Raw genomic sequence first — 17,452 nt, 5'->3', positions numbered from 1 at the left:
CGGGGCCGCTGCGCGACCCTTTCGCGACACAAGGCCGCTCCTACAAGGGCGCGCGCGCCTCAGCCCGGTTTCGCCCCCGGGTTCAACACCAACTGCATGAAGGTCAAATCCAGCCAGCGGCCGAACTTCACCCCCACCTGCGGCATCTGCCCGGTCACCACGAAGCCCTGGCGTTCGTGCAGGCGGATCGACGCGGCATTGCCGCTCTCGATGGCCGCCACCATCACATGCTTGCCGCAACCCCGCGCCCGCTCGATCAGCTCGGCCATCAGCACCGGCCCCAGCCCCTTGCCGCGCTGGTCGCCACGGATGTACACCGAATGCTCCACGGTCAGCCGAAAACCCTCGAACGGGCGCCAGTCGCCGAACGAGGCATAGCCCAGCACGCCGCTGTCATCCACCGCCACCAGAATCGGGTAGCCCTGCTGCGCGCGGGCTTCGAACCAGGCCTGGCGGTTCGCCAGCTCCACCGGGGTTTCGTTCCAGATGGCCGTGGTGTTGCGCACGGCGTCGTTGTAGATGTCGAGGATGCCCGGCACGTCGGCGGGCAGGGCGTCGCGGATTTGGTAACTCATGACAGCGTCTCGCAAGGTCGTTGGTGGCAGATTAAATGGTTACCAGGCCGCGCACACCTTCGGCCTGCATGTTTTCAGCCCGGCCGCGCTGGATGATCTCGCCACGGGCCATCACCAGGTACTGGTCGGCCAGCTCTTCGGCAAAATCGTAGAACTGCTCCACCAGCAAAATCGCCATGTCGCCGCGGTCGGCCAGCTTGCGGATCACTGCGCCGATTTCCTTGATCACCGAGGGCTGGATGCCTTCGGTCGGCTCGTCGAGAATCAGCAGCCGCGGGCGGCTGGCCAGGGCGCGGCCGATGGCCAGCTGTTGCTGTTGGCCGCCGGACAGGTCGCCGCCGCGGCGTTGTTTCATTTGCTCAAGTACCGGGAACAGCTCGTAGATGAATGCCGGCACCTCGCGGGCCTCGCGGGCGGAGAAGCGCGACAGGCCCATCAGCAGGTTTTCTTCGACACTCAGGCGCGGGAAGATCTCGCGGCCCTGGGGCACGTAGGCGATACCGGCCTGTACCCGTTGCTGGGGCTTGAGCGCGGTGATCGGCTTGCCTTCCCATTCCACCCGGCCCTCGCGGGCTGGCAGCAGGCCCATCAGGCAGCGCAGCAGGGTGGTCTTGCCCACGCCGTTGCGGCCCAGCAGGCAGGTGACCTCGCCAATGTTGGCCTCGAAAGACAAGCCGCGCAGGATGTGGCTGCCGCCGTAGTATTGGTGCAGGGTGTCGATTTTGAGCATGTGTTGTTCCTGAAAGGTTGGGGTGGCAGTGCTGGCCCTATCGCCGGCAAGCCGGCTCCTACAGGGAATGCGCCGGCCTGTAGGAGCCGGCTTGCCGGCGATAGGGCCCTCGGGCCCACCCGAAGATCATCGACCGAGATACACCTCGACCACCCGCTCATCCGCCTGCACCTGGGCCAGCGACCCTTCGGCCAGCACGCTGCCCTGGTGCAGCACCGTCACATGGTCGGCAATGCTGCCGACAAAGCCCATGTCATGCTCCACCACCATCAGCGAATGGGTACCCGCCAGCGAGCGGAACAGCTCGGCGGTGAACTCGGTCTCGGCGTCGGTCATGCCGGCCACCGGCTCGTCCAGCAGCAGCAACTGCGGCTCCTGCACCAGCAGCATGCCGATCTCCAGAAACTGCTTCTGGCCGTGGGACAACAAGCCCGCCTGGCGCTGCGCCAGGGGCAGCAGGCGCAGGGTGGTGAGCACCTCTTCGATGCGCTGGCGCTGCTCGCCGGCAAGGCGCGAGGCAAGGCTGGCCCACACCGACTTGTCGGCCTTGAGCGCCAGCTCGAGGTTTTCGAACACCGTCAGCGCCTCGAACACCGTGGGCTTCTGGAACTTGCGGCCAATGCCGGCCTGGGCGATCTGGCACTCGCTCATGCGGGTCAGGTCGAGGGTGTCGCCAAAGTACGCGCTGCCGGTGTCGGGGCGGGTCTTGCCGGTGATCACGTCCATCATCGTGGTCTTGCCGGCGCCGTTGGGGCCGATGATGCAGCGCAGCTCACCCACGCCGATGTACAGGTTCAGCGCGTTGAGCGCCTTGAAACCGTCGAAGCTGACGCTGATGTCTTCCAGGCTCAGCACCGTGCCGTGGCGGGTGTCGAGCCCGGCCTTGCGTGGCTGGCCCAGGCCGATGGCGTCGCGGCTGCTGCCGAGGTTGTCGAATACCGGTTCCAGCATGAATTCCGGGTGTACCGGGGGCACGCCTCTCATGGCTGGCTCCTTTTCTTCACAAGCCCGACCACGCCCTTGGGCAGGTACAGGGTGACGACGATGAACAGCGCGCCGAGGAAGAACAGCCAGAACTCCGGAAACGCCACGGTGAACCAGCTCTTCATGCCGTTGACCAGCCCGGCACCGAGCAGCGGGCCGATCAGCGTACCGCGCCCGCCCAGGGCCACCCACACGGCGGCCTCGATGGAGTTGGTCGGCGACATCTCGCCGGGGTTGATGATGCCCACCTGGGGCACGTACAGGGCGCCGGCCAGGCCGCACAGCACGGCGCTGAGCACCCATACCAGCAGCTTGAAGCCGCGTGGGTCGTAGCCGCAGAACATCAGGCGGTTCTCGGCGTCGCGCACGGCGGTGAGCAGGCGGCCGAACTTGCTTTGGGTCAGCCGCCAGCACAGGTACAGGCTGCCCAGCAGCAGCAGCACGGTCAGGCTGAACAGTACCGCCCGGGTGCCGGGGGCAGCCACGTCGAAGCCGAGGATGGTGCGAAAGCTGGTGAAGCCGTTGTTGCCGCCAAAGCCGGTCTCGTTGCGAAAGAACAACAGCATGGCGGCGAAGGTCAGGGCCTGGGTCATGATCGAGAAGTACACGCCCTTGATCCGCGAGCGGAAGGCGAACCAGCCGAACACCAGGGCCAGCAGCCCCGGCGCCAGCACCACCAGGCACAGCGCCCAGGCAAAATGCTGGGTGCCGGCCCAGTACCAGGGCAGCTCGTTCCACGACAAGAAGGTCATGAAGCCCGGCAGGCCGTCACCGGCGGCCTGGCGCATCAGGTACATGCCCATGGCATAGCCGCCCAGGGCGAAAAACAGCCCGTGCCCCAGCGACAGCAGCCCGGCGTAGCCCCACACCAGGTCCAGGGCCAGGGCAACGATGGCGTAGCAGAGGATCTTGCCCACCAGGGTGAGGGTGTAGGCCGACACCTGCAGCGGGTTGTCGGCCTGCAGCAGCGACAGCAGCGGCAGGGCCAGCAACACCAGCACGGCGAGGGCGCCGATGGCCAGGGTCAGGCGTGGCCCGGCCTTTTGCGTGGCGGTGACGATCAGTGGCTGGTTCATCAGTCGATTACCCGTCCCTTGAGGGCGAACAGGCCTTGCGGGCGCTTCTGGATGAACAGAATGATCAACGCAAGGATGAGGATCTTGCCGAGCACCGCACCGATCTGCGGCTCCAGCAGCTTGTTGGCGATGCCGAGGCCGAACGCGGCCCACAGGCTGCCGGCCAGTTGCCCGACGCCGCCGAGCACCACCACCAGGAACGAGTCGATGATGTAGCTCTGGCCCAGGTCCGGGCCGACGTTGCCGACCTGGCTCAAGGCCACGCCGCCCAGCCCGGCGATGCCCGAACCCAGGCCGAAGGCGAGCATGTCGACGCGCCCGGTGTGCACCCCGCAGCAGGCGGCCATGTTGCGGTTCTGGGTGACCGCGCGCACGTTCAAGCCCAGCCGCGTGCGGTTGAGCAGCAGCCAGGTCAGCAGCACCACCGCCAGGGCGAAGCCGATGATGACGATGCGGTTGTACGGCAGCACCAGGTTGGGCAGCAGCTGGATGCCGCCGGACAGCCAGGCCGGGTTGCTCACCTCGACGTTCTGCGCGCCGAACAGCAGGCGCACCGCCTGGATCAGGATCAGGCTGATGCCCCAGGTGGTCAGCAGGGTTTCCAGCGGCCGGCCGTACAGGTGGCGAATTACCGTGCGTTCCAGTGCCATGCCCACCCCGGCACTGACGGCGAAGGCCACCGGCAGGGCGATCAGCGGGTAGAACTCGATGGCGCCCGGCGCGTAGCGCTGCACCAGCACCTGGACCATGTAGGTGCTGTAGGCGCCGAGCATGAGCATCTCGCCATGGGCCATGTTGATCACCCCGAGCAGGCCGAAGGTGATCGCCAGGCCCAGCGCCGCCAGCAGCAGGATCGAGCCCAGCGACAGGCCGCTGAAGGCCTGGCCGAGCAGCTCGCCCACCAGCAGTTTGCGCTGCACCTGGGCCAGGCTGGTTTCGGCGGCGGTGCGTACCGCGGCGTCGCTTTCGGCGCCGGGTTGCAGCAGGGCTTCGAGGCGGGTGCGGGCCAGCGGGTCGCCGGTTTCGCCAAGCAGGCGCACGGCGGCCAGGCGTACCGCAGGCTCGCTGGCGCCCAGTTGCAGGTTGGCCAGGGCCAGGCCCAGGGCGGCGTGCACGGCAGCGTCCGCTTCGGTGGCGAAGCGCCGGTCGAGGAAGGCCATTTGCGCCGGTTGGGCGCTCTTTTGCAGTTGCTGGGCGGCGGCCAGACGAACAGTGGCCTGGTCGCTGAGCAGTTGATGGCTGGCCAGGGCGTTGTCGATCAGCCCGCGCAGGCGGTTGTTCAGGCGCAGCTTGCGGGTGTCGTCTTCGGCGATGCGGCCCTGGCGCAGGTTTTCCAGCAGCGCCAGGCGTGCCGGTTCTGGTTGGGCGGCCCAGCCTTCGAGCAGGCGGGCCTGCTCGGCGGGCTTGGCGCCGAGAAAGAATTCGCCCTCGCTGGCCTGGGTTGCCAGGGGCAACAGCAGCAGGAGGGTGAGCAGGAGTCTGAGCATGCGGGCAATCCTGTAAAACGGCGGTGGATTCATCGCCGGCAAGCCGGCTCCTACAGGTACGGCGCAAGGTCTGAAACTGTGCGATCCCTGTGGGAGCGGGTTTACCCGCGAATGGGCCGCAAAGCGGCCCCAGTGCACTCAGTTACCTTTCACCGCATAGTCAGGCCGCTTGTCATTCCCCGGAATGAACGGGCTCCACGGCTGCGCCCGCAGCGGTTGCTCGGTTTCCCACACCACGCTGAACTGCCCGTCATCCTGGATTTCGCCGATCATCACCGGCTTGTGCAGGTGGTGGTTGGTCTTGTCCATGGTCAGGGTGTAGCCCGACGGCGCCTTGAAGCTTTGGCCGGCGAGAGCCTCACGCACCTTGTCGACATCCGTGGACTTGGCCTTCTCTGCGGCCTGGGCCCACATGTGGATGCCCACGTAAGTGGCCTCCATCGGGTCGTTGGTCACCGCCTTGTCGGCGCCCGGCAGGCCCTTGGCCTTGGCGTAGGCCTTCCAGTCGGCGACGAACTTCTGGTTCACCGGGTTATCCACCGACTCGAAGTAGTTCCACGCCGCCAGGTGGCCTACCAGCGGCTTGGTGTCGATGCCGCGCAGCTCTTCTTCGCCCACCGAGAACGCCACCACCGGCACCTCGGTGGCCTTCAGGCCCTGGTTGGCCAGCTCTTTGTAGAACGGCACGTTGGAGTCGCCGTTGACCGTGGAGATGACTGCGGTTTTGCCGCCGGCGGAGAACTTCTTGATGTTGGCGACGATGGTCTGGTAATCGGCGTGGCCGAACGGGGTGTAGACCTCTTCGATATCCTTGTCGGCCACGCCCTTGCTGTGCAGGAAGGCGCGCAGGATCTTGTTGGTGGTGCGCGGGTAGACGTAGTCGGTGCCCAGCAGGAAGAAGCGCTTGGCGCTGCCGCCGTCTTCGCTCATCAGGTATTCCACCGCCGGGATGGCCTGCTGGTTGGGCGCGGCGCCGGTGTAGAACACGTTCGGCGACATCTCTTCACCCTCGTACTGCACCGGGTAGAACAGCAGGCCGTTGAGCTCCTCGAACACCGGCAGCACCGACTTGCGCGACACCGAGGTCCAGCAGCCGAACACCACCGCGACTTTGTCCTGGGTGAGCAACTGGCGGCTCTTCTCGGCGAACAGCGGCCAGTTGGACGCAGGGTCCACCACCACTGCTTCGAGCATCTTGCCGTTGACCCCGCCCTTGGCGTTGATCTCGTCGATGGTCATCAGCGCCATGTCCTTGAGCGAGGTTTCGGAAATCGCCATGGTGCCTGACAGCGAATGCAGGATGCCGACCTTGATGGTCTCGGCGGCCTGGATGCTCCAGCTCAGGCCCATCGCCGCGATCGATGCGCTGAGGGTGAAGGCCTTGATCAGACTGCGTCGCTTCATGTGCTCTCTCCGATGAGATGGTTGTTGTTGGCAGGTCGGAGATTGCAAAGGCTGTGCCGAGCGGCGGAAGGCCTGTGATAGAGCAGCTGTGCGACGAATCGGGGCGTTGGGTGCGTCCAGGATGGTGCTTGCGGGTTCGGCTTGCACAGGAATGGGGCCAGGGGCCTGTGAACACTTTTGACACATAAGCGGTACTTGAGTACCGTGCCGCACCGCAGTAGTTTCTGCGGTTCGGGATTGGCGTCCCGGATACAGAGAGCGAGCACTTTCAACAGTGCTCTGCATGGCTGCACCCGTTATGGGCGGGGCCGTGTGTGGGAGCCTTCGGGCTCACCGGCTCTCTCTGTCCGGCACGCCAACCCGCACGGCTCCGTCCACCCTTATTGGCGTATGGGCACGGGGCTTCATAACAGAGAGCCGCAAGGAGATGCACCATGCTCAAGAAGATCGTTCCAGATCCACCGTTCGCGCCTGTCGCTGGCGCACCTCTCATCGATGCTCCCCACCGAGAGGTGCACTCATGAACCCGGAATCGCGGGTCAACCCCGCTATTTGCAAACCCCGCCCCGCTACCGGTTGTTCACAGTTCGGTACCTGCAATCACGCCCACGCCCCGATGCTCTCGGTACATGCCGGGGTGGACAGCGAGGATGCGCTGGTGTGCGCCGTGGCGGCGTTGAAGGCGGCGTATGAGACCAATGCCACGGCATTGGAAAAGGCAGATGAGCCGTTGCGCAGTTTGCTGACGGCGACCGAGAACTCGCTGGAAAAGGGGTTGGCGTTGGCCGAGGCGGTGCTTGAAGGGTTGGAGCACGGCTGAACCGCTGAGGCCGCTTTGCGACCCTTCGCGGCATAAGCCGGCGAAGGGTCGCAAGGACAGCTAAAGGAACGAAGGCGCCTCTGGCTACTGTTAACCTTCGCTGGCCGGGGCAGCCTTTTGCCTGGCCTCGCCAAGCGCCTTGATGAAAGTTTCATCCCCGGCCTTGGCGGTGTAGACCATGTTGAACCTTATGTCCTCGATGACCGAGAGGTCCTTGAGCAGGCCCTCGTCGCCCAGCAGTTCGAGTGTCCATTGCGAGATGGCGCCAGTACCCTCGAAAGGCAGGTAACGGCCATCGTGGAACATCAGTTCATAGACCCAGGTGCCCGCATCGTACCCCAGCCCGTCTTCGGCCACCGTCGACGACAACGCGATCTGCTGGTTTTCGCGGGGATTGCGCTGCACCAGAGTGGGGTTTTCGCGAGCCTCTTTTGCCTTGGCGTCGTCTTTGCTCTCGGTGTAGAGCGAGAACGCTGCGGTCGAGTCGGGCTCAAGCAGCGTTGTACTGCCGGTCTGCTTGAGGAGTGCACACAGCTCTTCCACCGGTTTGCCCGATTTGAGCACGAGCGTGACAGACACATACTTGAGTTGGCGCAGGTATTGGCCTGGGTAGTTCTTGTCAAAGTCGTCCGCCGTGAACGCGAATGTGTGGATCAGCGGCTTGGTGCGCTCGGCGTCCGTTGTGAAAATGTCGGCCCACTTTTTTTCTGCCGTGGCTGGGGTGCTATCCAGTTTTTTCTTGAGGCTGAACGACTTCTTGATCGTCAACCGCCGCTCGTTTTGGGCGAGGTACTCGTTCTCCATCTGCTGCAAGTTCACCAGCAGCGATTCGCCCACCAGCATGCCTTTGTAGTTGTCGCGCCAGGCGGTGGTATCGATGAAACTGTCACGCCGGTAGTTACCGATTTCGTAGCGCCAGGCGGCTTCTGCACTCATGCACAGCGAGCGTACAGCGTCGTAGGCGGCGCCGTAGATCTGTTCCTGGCGTGCCACCAGCCAGTTGTAGATGGGAATGATGGTGAAGCCGGTGGTCATGGACACGTAGGCCTCTTTCAGGTTGACAAGGTCCTGCCGGCACTGTTCAAGGGCGATGCTGCTGGCATTCAGCTCAATGTCAGTTTCGGCAAGCTGCTGGTCGATGATTTTGAGATCCCATTCGGTCTGGGATTTACTGAATTTCCATTCGGCTTCGCGGCGGTTGTAGGCGGCTTGTACAGTCAACTCGCTAGATATGCAGCTTGCTACGGTTGCTAGTGCCTTGCAGTCTTCGGCAGCCGCTTTGGCAATGGCCTCAGGTTTGTTACCCCCTGCCGCCACTCCAAAAATGGTAGGCACTACAGTGGCTGTCACCCCCCCCAATATTTCGAAAACGGCGCTACCTGCCCTATAGGTATTCGCTATCCAAGTAAACGCTGTAGCGCTTTCCTCTTCTGGCGAACGGCCGGTATCAATAAGCTGCTCAAAGTAGTTTTGCTGTGCGGCTGACTTGTCACGGCTTGTAAGCAGTACTTTTCTCTTCGCCTTGATGCTGTTGACAGCCTCTTTCCCTAGGCGCATGGCAAATTCGGCCATCTTGATATCCTGCTCTTTGAGCTGCACCGACAAGCTGGTGTTGAATTCCTCTTCCATCAAGCTCATGTAGTGTCTGCCGAAGTCCGACAACTGCTGGGCGGCTGCCTTGGCGAGGGGCAGCAGTTGGCGGAAGCGGTAGTGCGGAATGTCAACCTGGTCACGGCGGTAGGGGATCGGCAGGTTGCTCACGCCGCCTCGTCCATTGTCGAAGGCGTCCAGGCTTTCGCTGTTCCAGTCCAGTGGTGGGAGCTGTTTGCCATCCAGGGTAAGCCCGTGGCGCAGGTTGTACAGACGGCTTTGCAGGGTCTGGTGCAGGTCGAGCACGCGGCCATTGAGGGGCCGACGGAACCCGCCAGGCTCGACCGCAGCCAGGGCCACAGGGTTCCAGCGCGAAGCATTGCTGCCCTCGGGTAGCGGGCCGAGCAATTGCTGCGCCTGCTGGTAACACAGCCAGGCCTGGTTCAGTGAGCTGAGGGTGAGCTGGCGGTAGAAGTGATCGCCCTGCAACTGCCAGTTCTCCAGCAGCGCCAGGTAAATTGCCTGTTGGTAGTGACGCGACAGGGTAAACACCCGGCTGATGGGGTCGACGCCCTTGCGCAGGGTCGAACTCAACGTCCCCACCTGGGCAAGCGGGCGGGTCCCCCAAGGCGCGGGCCTGCCTTCCTCGTCGGCTTTGCTCCGGTAAGGGTTGAACAGGTAACGCAGGTACCAGTCCTCGGCTTCTTCGAACTGTTGTTGCTCGGTCAGGCGCATGGCCACCAAGGCGGGCAAATGCAGGAACAGTTCACGCAAATAAAGCGCGTTGGCGCCGTGGAAGTCCATGTCGACAAGCGCGTCCGACTCAAGGCTCGGTTCTTGCAGCTTCTGCGTGTCCCAGGCCAGCACCTGCTTGACCCCTTGGCTGGCGCGTGCGACCAAATTCTTGCCGAAGAGCGTATTGAGACGAATCTTGTGCATTGGCAAGGCAGGTTCGAGTTCTTTAACCTGGCTAAGGTCGAGATACTGTGCCTGATTAGCATTCGAAGCAATGGACACCGTCCAAGGCTCGTCAGCGTCGGTGATTGGTGCTACGTCGAATACGGCCTTCCCTATATCTATTTCACTAGCGAAATCATATCGGGTTTGCCCGGTATGACTCATCCTGGATACATATTTATGATGTTTGACTGATATCGTTATTTTCTTGTGTTCTTTGGCTTCGATTTCCAGTGAGATGGAATAGTCGTCAGACGTGAATTGGTATAGGTTTTTCCTGATTGATTCATCATCTACAAAAATTTCTGTACAAACTTTTGTTTCATCGTTGTTACGGCCTGGGATGCCGGATGTCTTAGCGAGGTCTGTGCATCCGCGAATATTAATGCTGATTTTATCTCTCTCGGGAGAAGAGAATTTTGCGGTAATGTCAACGTGGTTCATGTTGGCGCTTGTTAGCACTAGATGTACTGGACTGCCGTCGTAAGGATGCTGGATGTCGTGCGTATTTTTGTAAGAAGCCAAGAGTGAGGTGCAGAGCTTTTTTGCCTCTTCGTCACTGATGTTCTTGTTGTCTAATAGCAGGAGGTCCCGTGCTTCAAGGTAGTAATCGGTATTCCGGACGAGTTCATTATTTTCGTCGTTTTTCAGCGATTTGGTAGTGTCATGCAATAGCGCCGTAAGCCACAACCCATTTTTAGTGGTTTCCTGAACAATCACGATCAAACCGGGCATGAAGTTGACGCTCTTTGTGAGCTTTTCATCCCATGCTCCATCTTTATAGCCATTCAGGCAGAACAGTTCATTGCTGGTGCTCCAAGTGTCATCGCTCTGTTGAAATGAAAAGTTTACTGACAGCTTTCGCTTGTTATGTAACGACTTATTAGGCTGTGTGCCGTCAGGCAGGTCGGTGCTGCCACGCTCTACCCAAAACACATAGCGTCGACCGGCAATGACCACCGGGCGAACAGTGTCCTGAAGGTGGCCGTCCGACTTGCTTTGGGCCATTTCACCGGTGGCCACCAGGTCGATTTTCTCCCACTCGCTCCAGGCCAGCGGGCTCAGCCGGTTCTGGTTGTCACGCAGGCGCATGTCGAGTGTCCGCCAGTAATACTCACGCGGTGTGGTATTGGTCTTGGCGATCAGGTGATAGGTGTCCTGTTTGGGGTCATGCCCATCCAGGTAACCGCTGATCACTTGCAGGTTGCTGACCCGTTCGAACTTGGCCAGGTAGGTGCAAATGGCGGTGTGCAGCAGCGAGGCGTCCATCTTGCCCTGGTTGAGGGCCACCTCCAGCTCCTGAAACGCCACGCTCTTGTTGGGCCGGTTGGCGTAGTAGATCAGGTTGGCGGGGTGGTTGTAGCGGTCGATCAGGCGTTTCCATGTGCCGTATTGCCCCAAGCCATTTTGCCATTCGGCCTGGGCGTCGCCTGTGGGGCCTGTGTCGTCGTACCCCGGCTCAAGCCGTGCAAACAGGCGCGAAAGATAGTGCTGCAGGCTGCCGATGGCTTGGTTAAGCAACGTCGTGGTGACCTTGCTGCTGACCCGGATATCGGTCAGGCAGTAACTCGACAGGTCATCGAAGGAGGCCACGCTGGGCTTGGCGTCAGGTTCAGGCGGAGCCCAGTGTCCGATCAGATAGCCGGCCAGTGCGTCGCGCCAGTGTTCGCGCATCTGTTTTTCGACCACTTCCCGCAGGGCGTCATCGGCGCTGGCCATCAGCAGTTGGCTGGCGCCTTCAAATTCCCGGTAAGGTGAGGTCTCGTTGAGCTCGCTGAGGCTCAGCAGCGAGTTGCAGGCCAACCCGGTTTTATCGCATAGCCGTTTCAGCCTCAGGATAAAGTCGATATCGCTGATGGTGCTAGGCACACAGGGGGTGCCGACCAGGCGATTGACCGTCCCAGGACGGTCAGCCAGCGCTTCCATGGCAATAGGCTGATAACCGTACGTTCGCTTCGCTTCCCAAGCGTTTGTCCATTCATCAGGTTTATACGCTTGGGTGTACTGGGCCTGCGTGAGCAGTAACGGCCCTGGGTTGTGATTGAGAAACTCGACCAGTTTGTCAATAAAACTTCCGAGCGCACCTGCGTAGCGAGAGCCACTCGTTGGGCGACCGATAAACCACCTGAGTACATAACGGATGCCATGTTCGCTGTAGTAAGACAATTCCGGCTCTGAGAGCGTTGTCAGAAAGTCATCAAAGGTTGGCTTTATATCCTCAACCACCTCCACTTCCAGGGTGTTCGGGCAGGCCATTACGACTTCGCTCGCGCGCCATCCGATCAAGGTGCTCAATGCTTTGGCAGCATCGGCAACATTCGCTAAATCGGTTGTGTGGCGGTGCTTGGTTAGATAATCGGTGGCATCACGCTCATCGCCGCCATTTGCCCTGCACACCTCGACCCAAGCCCGGAAGCGGCTGAGCTGATAGCACAGGTCGAGGTTAATGACCTCGCCAGGCGTCTTCTCCAGGTCGAACCATTCCGGGTTGTCACACAGCGCCCGCAACGCGCCGGGGCTCAAACGCAGCAAGGCAACGAGCACGCAGCGGCGCTCAAGTTTGAACCACAGCTGCTTTGCAACTGATCGGGCAGTAGCGTCGGTCTCGCTCTTGCCGTTTTTAGCCAATACCCGGGTTGCTGCCTGCAGCACCTCTACCGCAGTCGTGCCGGCCCAGCCCAACAGCGGCGGCACATGCTGCAGGCTTAGGCCGGCTTGAGCCCGCTGGTTCCCAAAAGCGATCATCAGCAGGGTCGCGGCCGTGTCGTGCTGTTGGCTTTGCGTCGCTTCGGGCTGCAGCGCATCCTCGATAAACTCTTGCTGCCTCTGGAGGGCGTCCATCAGCTTGCTGCCTGGCGTTTCCGTTGCTGTGGGCACTGGCGTCAGCGCCCCTAGCAAAACGCTGGGCAGGATCTGCTGCTGGCGCAGCCATTGGTCCAGATTGCTCAGCCCGACCAAGATGTCGAGTACATCGCCACCGCGGATATCACTGATCAGCGGGATGCCGGCCAACTGAGCGAGCACGTCGCTGCCCGTTGTCGCCAACAGCGCAACCAATGCGCTTGCCTCGCGGGTAGAGCGCCGGAACAAACGATGCAAGCGGCTGAGGCGATACAGGGCAGAGAGCAGCGACAGCGAGACACTGAGCGTTTCCAAGCCTTGTGTCTGCTTGACCTGCGCCAGATACACCTGTGTTGCCTGCTCATCCACGCCCAAGGCCTTGGCCAGTGCGGGCACGACCTTGAACTGGCCATCCTTGCCATCGCTCGGGTCGAATGCGCGGTCGTCGAGGATCAGTAGGTCTAGCGGGTCGAGCTGCCCGGCACCTGGGCCATCGAGTACCCGGTCGAGCATGGGCACTTGCTTGTCAATGGCATACGGGTTGACTTCACACACCAGGGCGGCGAACTGCTCGGCGCTGATTCCGTAAGCTTCATTCAGGTAGCGGAAAACCCCGAAGGCACTAAGGGTGCGGGGAGTCAGGTGCCAGTTTTCGAGCTGTCCTTCGGCACGCAAGATCGAGGTCAATAGCAGATCGACGTCATTGAAGGGCAGCGCCAGCGCCCGTTGCAGGCGGATCATCTGGTACATGCGCGACAAGGCGTCGTAATCGAGCATGTCGAACTGCGGTTTGATACCCGCTCCGGCCAAGGCATCCTTGATCGTCACTGGCGTATTGCGACGCGCATTGATGTACGCCGCGCCGTAGTGGAATTTTTTCAGTTTTGGCTTAGCGGTAGGGCGGTAGGCATTGGACCTGCGTACCAGGCTGTAGCTGGCGGCGGCACTGTCATCGACTCCGGCCACAGCCAGCATTTCCAGTATCTGCTCGAAGCTCAGCCCGGTGCGGCGCCCAAATGTCTCGACATCGAGCAACGAAGCGATGGCCTTTTGGGCATCGATATCGGCAATGCCATACCACTTGCGCCAGTCGTCTGCGCTGCTGCGCAGGGGCTTTTCTTCCAGTAGCAACGCTTGCAGGGCCGGGCTGAAACCGCTGGCGTTACGCATGACCTGGCGCAGTTCATCGCTGCGCAACCCGTCGTAGCAGAAGCTGGGGTAGCTGTACTGCGCCTGTTGCAGCAGTTCGAAGAGCGGGATCTTCTTGTGTGAGAGCACCGCCTTGGCTTGCTCGTGGGCGTAGTTGAACGGCAGGCAGGCGTGCAAGCCTGCGCTCGCCAGGACTTCGGGCAAGTAAGTCGTTGCCCCGGCACGTTCCTGGGCATGATGCGTGAGGGCGCGAATGGCCAGGGTCAGGGCGCTGATGGGTTGTTCCAGTGTACTGGGATCGAGCAGCAGTTCGCCGATGTCCGGGCGGCGCTCGGCGAGCGTCAGGCGCGTTGTTGCCGTGCTGGCCTCTTCCAACGTACGGGCTTTCTGGTAGAGCCCATGCAGGTACGCGATGGGCCCGTTGTTCGATTCAGGCGCATCGGCGCTGCAGGGGTCGGCTAATTGTTCCGGGAACAGTTTGGCGTAGGTGTTGGCGGAGGCAGATTGTTCGCTCATGCGGATATGCTCCCTGGCGAATGCAGATCGTCATTGCGACACGACACCGTTGGGAGTATTGGGAGAGCAGCGCGAGGGTGACAACTGGCAAAAATGTCAGGTCGATGCCTGAGCGGAAGCTGAAAGGCTGAGGTGGTGGGGGGCGACGCGTGTATGAAGATCTCGCGTAACCCTCCTGGCGCGATACCCGCCTGCACGAGCGTAGTGAGGGGCCGCACAGCGGCCCCACTTGAATTCAGCCATTACGCACTGCGGTACGCGCATGGCGCTTGCTGCGCACGAACTGGTAGGTCACTGCCAGCAGCAGGAACCAGATCGGCGTCACCACCAGCGCCGAGCGGGTGTCGGCTTCCAGGCTCAGCAGCACCAGAATGCCGGCGAAGAATGCCAGGCACACGTAGCACATGAAGCGCCCGCCGGGCATCTTGTAGCTCGACGCTTGATGCAGCGCCGCGCGGTTTTTGCGGTAGCTCAGGTACGACAGCAGGATCAGCGTCCAGACGAACATGAACAGCACTGCCGACACCGTGGTCACCAGGGTGAAGGCTTCGACCACGTCAGGTACCAGGTAGATCAGCACCGCGCCCAGCAGCAGGCAGGTGCAGGAGAAGTACAGGCCGTTGGCCGGCACCGAGCGGCGCGAGAGTTTCTCGAACGCTTTGGGTGCATCGCCTTCCTGGGCCAGGCCGAACAGCATGCGGCTGGTGGAGAACACGCCGCTGTTGGCCGACGAGGCGGCCGAGGTGAGCACCACGAAGTTGATGATGCTCGCCGCTGCCGGCAGGCCGGCCAGCACGAACAGCTCGACGAACGGGCTCTTGCCCGGCACCACGTCGCGCCACGGGGTAACTGCCATGATGGCGATCAGCGCCAGCACGTAGAACACGATGATGCGGATCGGGATCGAGTTGATCGCCCGCGGCAGGGTGCGCTCGGGGTTCTTGGCCTCAGCGGCGGTGGTGCCCACCAGCTCGATGCCGACGAAGGCGAACACGGCAATTTGAAAGCCCGCGAAGAAGCCCATCAGGCCGTGGGGGAACATGCCGCCGTCGTTCCACAGGTTGGCCAGCGACGCGGTGTCGCCATTGGGCGACTGGAAGCCGGTGATGACCATGTACAGGCCGGTGGCGACCAGGCCGAGGATGGCGACGATCTTGATCAGGGCGAACCAGAACTCCATTTCGCCGAACAGCTTCACCGTCACCAGGTTCAGCGACAGCAGCACCGCCACGCAGGTCAGCGCCGGTATCCACTGCGGCAGCTCCGGGAACCAGAACTGCGTGTAGGCGGCGATCGCCACCACGTCGGCGATGCCGGTGACCACCCAGCAGAACCAGTAGGTCCAGCCGGTGAAGTAGCCGGCCCAGGGGCCGAGCAGGTCGGCGGAGAAGTCGATGAACGATTTGTAGTTGAGGTTCGACAGCAGCAGTTCGCCCATGGCGCGCATGACGAAGAACAGCATGAAGCCGATGATCATGTAGACGAAGATGATCGACGGGCCGGCCAGGCTGATGGTCTTGCCCGAGCCCATGAACAGGCCGGTGCCGATGGCACCGCCAATGGCGATGAGCTGGATGTGGCGGTTGGTCAGGTTGCGTTGCAGGTGCTGGTCGTCAGCCTGCGGTGAAGTGGGTTGGGTCATTGGCTGCATTCCGTTGAGTGTCAGTCTTCTTGTACGAGGTAGCCGGGTAGGCTAACACGCCCGTCCCAGATGGGGGCGTGACAGATCGACACTGGTTTTGGATAGCAGTTGTCTGTGTGCCGGCTTCATCGCAGGCAACCGTCGATCCCTGTAGGAGCGGCCTTGTGTCGCGAAAGGGCTGCGCAGCAGCCCCAGGATTTGTGCATCATGAAGAATTGTCGGGGCTGCTGCGCAGCCCTTTCGCGACACAAGGCCGCTCCTACAGGATGCACCGCTTGGAACCCTTTCAGGCGCTGGCCATCACCCGGCGCCGCACCACCAGGCTATCCACCACCCACATCACGACCATCGACACCCCCACCAGCGGGAACGCCACGCCCAGCACCAGCATCACTCCCACGGCGGTCTTCCAGCGTGGCAGGTCATGGCGCAGCGGCGGCACGCCCAGCCCGCTTGCCGGTTTGCGCTTCCACCACATCATCAGCCCGCTCACCGAGCCCAGCAGAATCATCAGGCACACCAGCAGGATGATGATCTGGTTCACTGGCCCGAACATCTTGCCTTCATGCAGCATCACCCCAAGCTCGGTGGCGCGGGCCACCGGGCTGTAGTCCTGCCAGCGCACATCGGCCAGCACCTTGCCGGTGTACTGGTCGACATGCAGGGTGGCGTCGTTGCGCGGGTCGTCGGCGAACACGGCGATGGTGAACACACCCTCGGCGCTGGTCGGAATGGTGATGCTGTAGCCCGGTTCGACCTTGCGCAGGGTGGCCACGTCCTCGACCTGCTGCAGGGTCACCTGCGGCGCGGCGGGTGCCTGGTCCAGCATGTGGTGGCCGGCATGCTCGGCGTGGGCGCCGGACACCGGCATCGGCGTGTTCTCCACCGCCCAGGGTACGGTCTGGCGGTGCGCGCTGTTGAGCTCGCGCGCCTCTTTGTCGGACTTCGGCACATCGTTCCACATGGCCGCCGGAAAACGGTTCCACAGCTCGGCGTACTGCTTGCCCCACATGCCGGTCCAGGTCATGCCGCTGATCAGCATCAGCAGCAACAGCGCCGAACCCCAAAAGCCGGTGACCGCGTGCAGGTCGCGCCACAGCAGGCGCCCGCGGGCACTGAAACGTGGCCACAGCACCCCGGCGCTGCTGCGCCCACGCGGCCACCACAGGTACAGGCCCGACACCACCAGCACGATGCCCCAGCCGGCGGCCAGCTCCACCAGGCGGTCACCAACGGTGCCGACCATCAGCTCGCCGTGCAGCGCGCGGGCGATGGCCTGCAGGTTCTGCTTGGCGTCCTGCTGGCCCAGCCATCTGCCGCTGTAGGGGTCGATGAATACGTTCAGTTCGCGCCCGCCTTCGTGCACCACGAACTGCGCGCTGCGTTCGGCGTTCAGCGGTGGCAGGTACTGGCCGATGTGGCCTTTTGGGTACACCTGCTGCACCGTGGCCAGCAGGCTGTCGGCGCTCTGCCGATGCTCGCCGGCCTCGACCACCATCAGGTCGCGGTACAGCAACGGGTCAAGCTGCGGCTTGAACAGGTAGATGATCCCGGTGATCGCCAGCAGGATCATGAACGGCGCGACGAACAGCCCGGCATAGAAATGCCAGCGCCATGCCAGGTTGTAGAACGATACCTTTGGTTTGCTCATGGAGCCTCCCGTGTTGCTGGTTGGGCGCGG

The 17,452-nt window shown here is 62.2% G+C and carries 10 protein-coding genes; 1 reads left to right on the top strand and 9 read right to left on the bottom strand.

The genetic code is table 11. From position 1 onward, the window contains the following. Positions 1-59: 59 nt before the first annotated feature. The 6 genes from ACI2KK_RS14260 to urtA form a co-directional block, all read right to left on the bottom strand. Complete coding sequence (locus ACI2KK_RS14260) at positions 60-575, bottom strand: GNAT family N-acetyltransferase (protein WP_404669356.1); 516 nt, start codon at positions 573-575, stop codon at positions 60-62. A gap of 31 nt (positions 576-606) precedes the next feature. Next, on the bottom strand, positions 607-1,305 hold the full coding sequence (gene urtE / locus ACI2KK_RS14255; RefSeq protein WP_404669355.1) for an urea ABC transporter ATP-binding subunit UrtE: 699 nt from the start codon (positions 1,303-1,305) through the stop codon (positions 607-609). A gap of 126 nt (positions 1,306-1,431) precedes the next feature. Continuing rightward, positions 1,432-2,289, bottom strand: coding sequence for an urea ABC transporter ATP-binding protein UrtD (gene urtD, locus ACI2KK_RS14250; protein WP_404669354.1), 858 nt, complete (start codon positions 2,287-2,289; stop codon positions 1,432-1,434). After that, positions 2,286-3,365, bottom strand: coding sequence for an urea ABC transporter permease subunit UrtC (urtC, locus tag ACI2KK_RS14245; protein ID WP_404669353.1), 1,080 nt, complete (start codon positions 3,363-3,365; stop codon positions 2,286-2,288). Before urtC ends, urtD begins: the two co-directional genes overlap by 4 nt. Continuing rightward, complete coding sequence (gene urtB, locus ACI2KK_RS14240; protein ID WP_404669369.1) at positions 3,365-4,885, bottom strand: urea ABC transporter permease subunit UrtB; 1,521 nt, start codon at positions 4,883-4,885, stop codon at positions 3,365-3,367. The genes urtC and urtB overlap by 1 nt, the downstream gene beginning before the upstream one ends. A gap of 105 nt (positions 4,886-4,990) precedes the next feature. Next, positions 4,991-6,256: an urea ABC transporter substrate-binding protein gene (gene urtA / locus ACI2KK_RS14235; protein ID WP_217887379.1), complete on the bottom strand. Its 1,266-nt coding sequence runs from the start codon at positions 6,254-6,256 to the stop codon at positions 4,991-4,993. A gap of 520 nt (positions 6,257-6,776) precedes the next feature. Between urtA and ACI2KK_RS14230 the strand changes: the two genes are divergently transcribed. Next, positions 6,777-7,076, top strand: coding sequence for a hypothetical protein (locus ACI2KK_RS14230; RefSeq protein WP_404669352.1), 300 nt, complete (start codon positions 6,777-6,779; stop codon positions 7,074-7,076). A 90-nt stretch (positions 7,077-7,166) separates the two neighbouring features. Here the strand turns inward: ACI2KK_RS14230 and ACI2KK_RS14225 are convergent, their stop codons facing one another. From ACI2KK_RS14225 to ACI2KK_RS14215, 3 genes are all read right to left on the bottom strand, one after another. After that, entirely contained in the window at positions 7,167-14,129 is a 6,963-nt protein-coding gene (locus ACI2KK_RS14225; protein WP_404669351.1) for a neuraminidase-like domain-containing protein, read from the bottom strand. Between the two features lie 235 nt (positions 14,130-14,364). Next, on the bottom strand, positions 14,365-15,771 hold the full coding sequence (gene cycA, locus ACI2KK_RS14220; RefSeq protein ID WP_404669350.1) for a D-serine/D-alanine/glycine transporter: 1,407 nt from the start codon (positions 15,769-15,771) through the stop codon (positions 14,365-14,367). A 286-nt stretch (positions 15,772-16,057) separates the two neighbouring features. After that, the gene (locus tag ACI2KK_RS14215; protein WP_404669349.1) at positions 16,058-17,422 is read right to left on the bottom strand and encodes a PepSY-associated TM helix domain-containing protein; all 1,365 of its coding nucleotides are present in this window, start codon (positions 17,420-17,422) and stop codon (positions 16,058-16,060) included. Between the last annotated feature and the right edge of the window lie 30 nt (positions 17,423-17,452).

Origin of the sequence: Pseudomonas sp. NPDC089406, from assembly GCF_044900265.1 — a bacterium.
GTDB lineage: Bacteria > Pseudomonadota > Gammaproteobacteria > Pseudomonadales > Pseudomonadaceae > Aquipseudomonas > Aquipseudomonas fakonensis.
Note: the sequence above shows the minus strand (reverse complement) of the source record. Positions and strands in the feature narration are given on the sequence as shown.

What these genes read in the sequence shown, in the direction of transcription:
- ACI2KK_RS14260 (WP_404669356.1), bottom strand. Translation starts at nt 575, where the DNA reads ATGAGTTACCAAATCCGCGACGCCCTGCCCGCCGACGTGCCGGGCATC.
- urtE (WP_404669355.1), bottom strand. Translation starts at nt 1,305, where the DNA reads ATGCTCAAAATCGACACCCTGCACCAATACTACGGCGGCAGCCACATC.
- urtD (WP_404669354.1), bottom strand. Translation starts at nt 2,289, where the DNA reads ATGAGAGGCGTGCCCCCGGTACACCCGGAATTCATGCTGGAACCGGTA.
- urtC (WP_404669353.1), bottom strand. Translation starts at nt 3,365, where the DNA reads ATGAACCAGCCACTGATCGTCACCGCCACGCAAAAGGCCGGGCCACGC.
- urtB (WP_404669369.1), bottom strand. Translation starts at nt 4,885, where the DNA reads ATGAATCCACCGCCGTTTTACAGGATTGCCCGCATGCTCAGACTCCTG.
- urtA (WP_217887379.1), bottom strand. Translation starts at nt 6,256, where the DNA reads ATGAAGCGACGCAGTCTGATCAAGGCCTTCACCCTCAGCGCATCGATC.
- ACI2KK_RS14230 (WP_404669352.1), top strand. Translation starts at nt 6,777, where the DNA reads ATGAACCCGGAATCGCGGGTCAACCCCGCTATTTGCAAACCCCGCCCC.
- ACI2KK_RS14225 (WP_404669351.1), bottom strand. Translation starts at nt 14,129, where the DNA reads ATGAGCGAACAATCTGCCTCCGCCAACACCTACGCCAAACTGTTCCCG.
- cycA (WP_404669350.1), bottom strand. Translation starts at nt 15,771, where the DNA reads ATGACCCAACCCACTTCACCGCAGGCTGACGACCAGCACCTGCAACGC.
- ACI2KK_RS14215 (WP_404669349.1), bottom strand. Translation starts at nt 17,422, where the DNA reads ATGAGCAAACCAAAGGTATCGTTCTACAACCTGGCATGGCGCTGGCAT.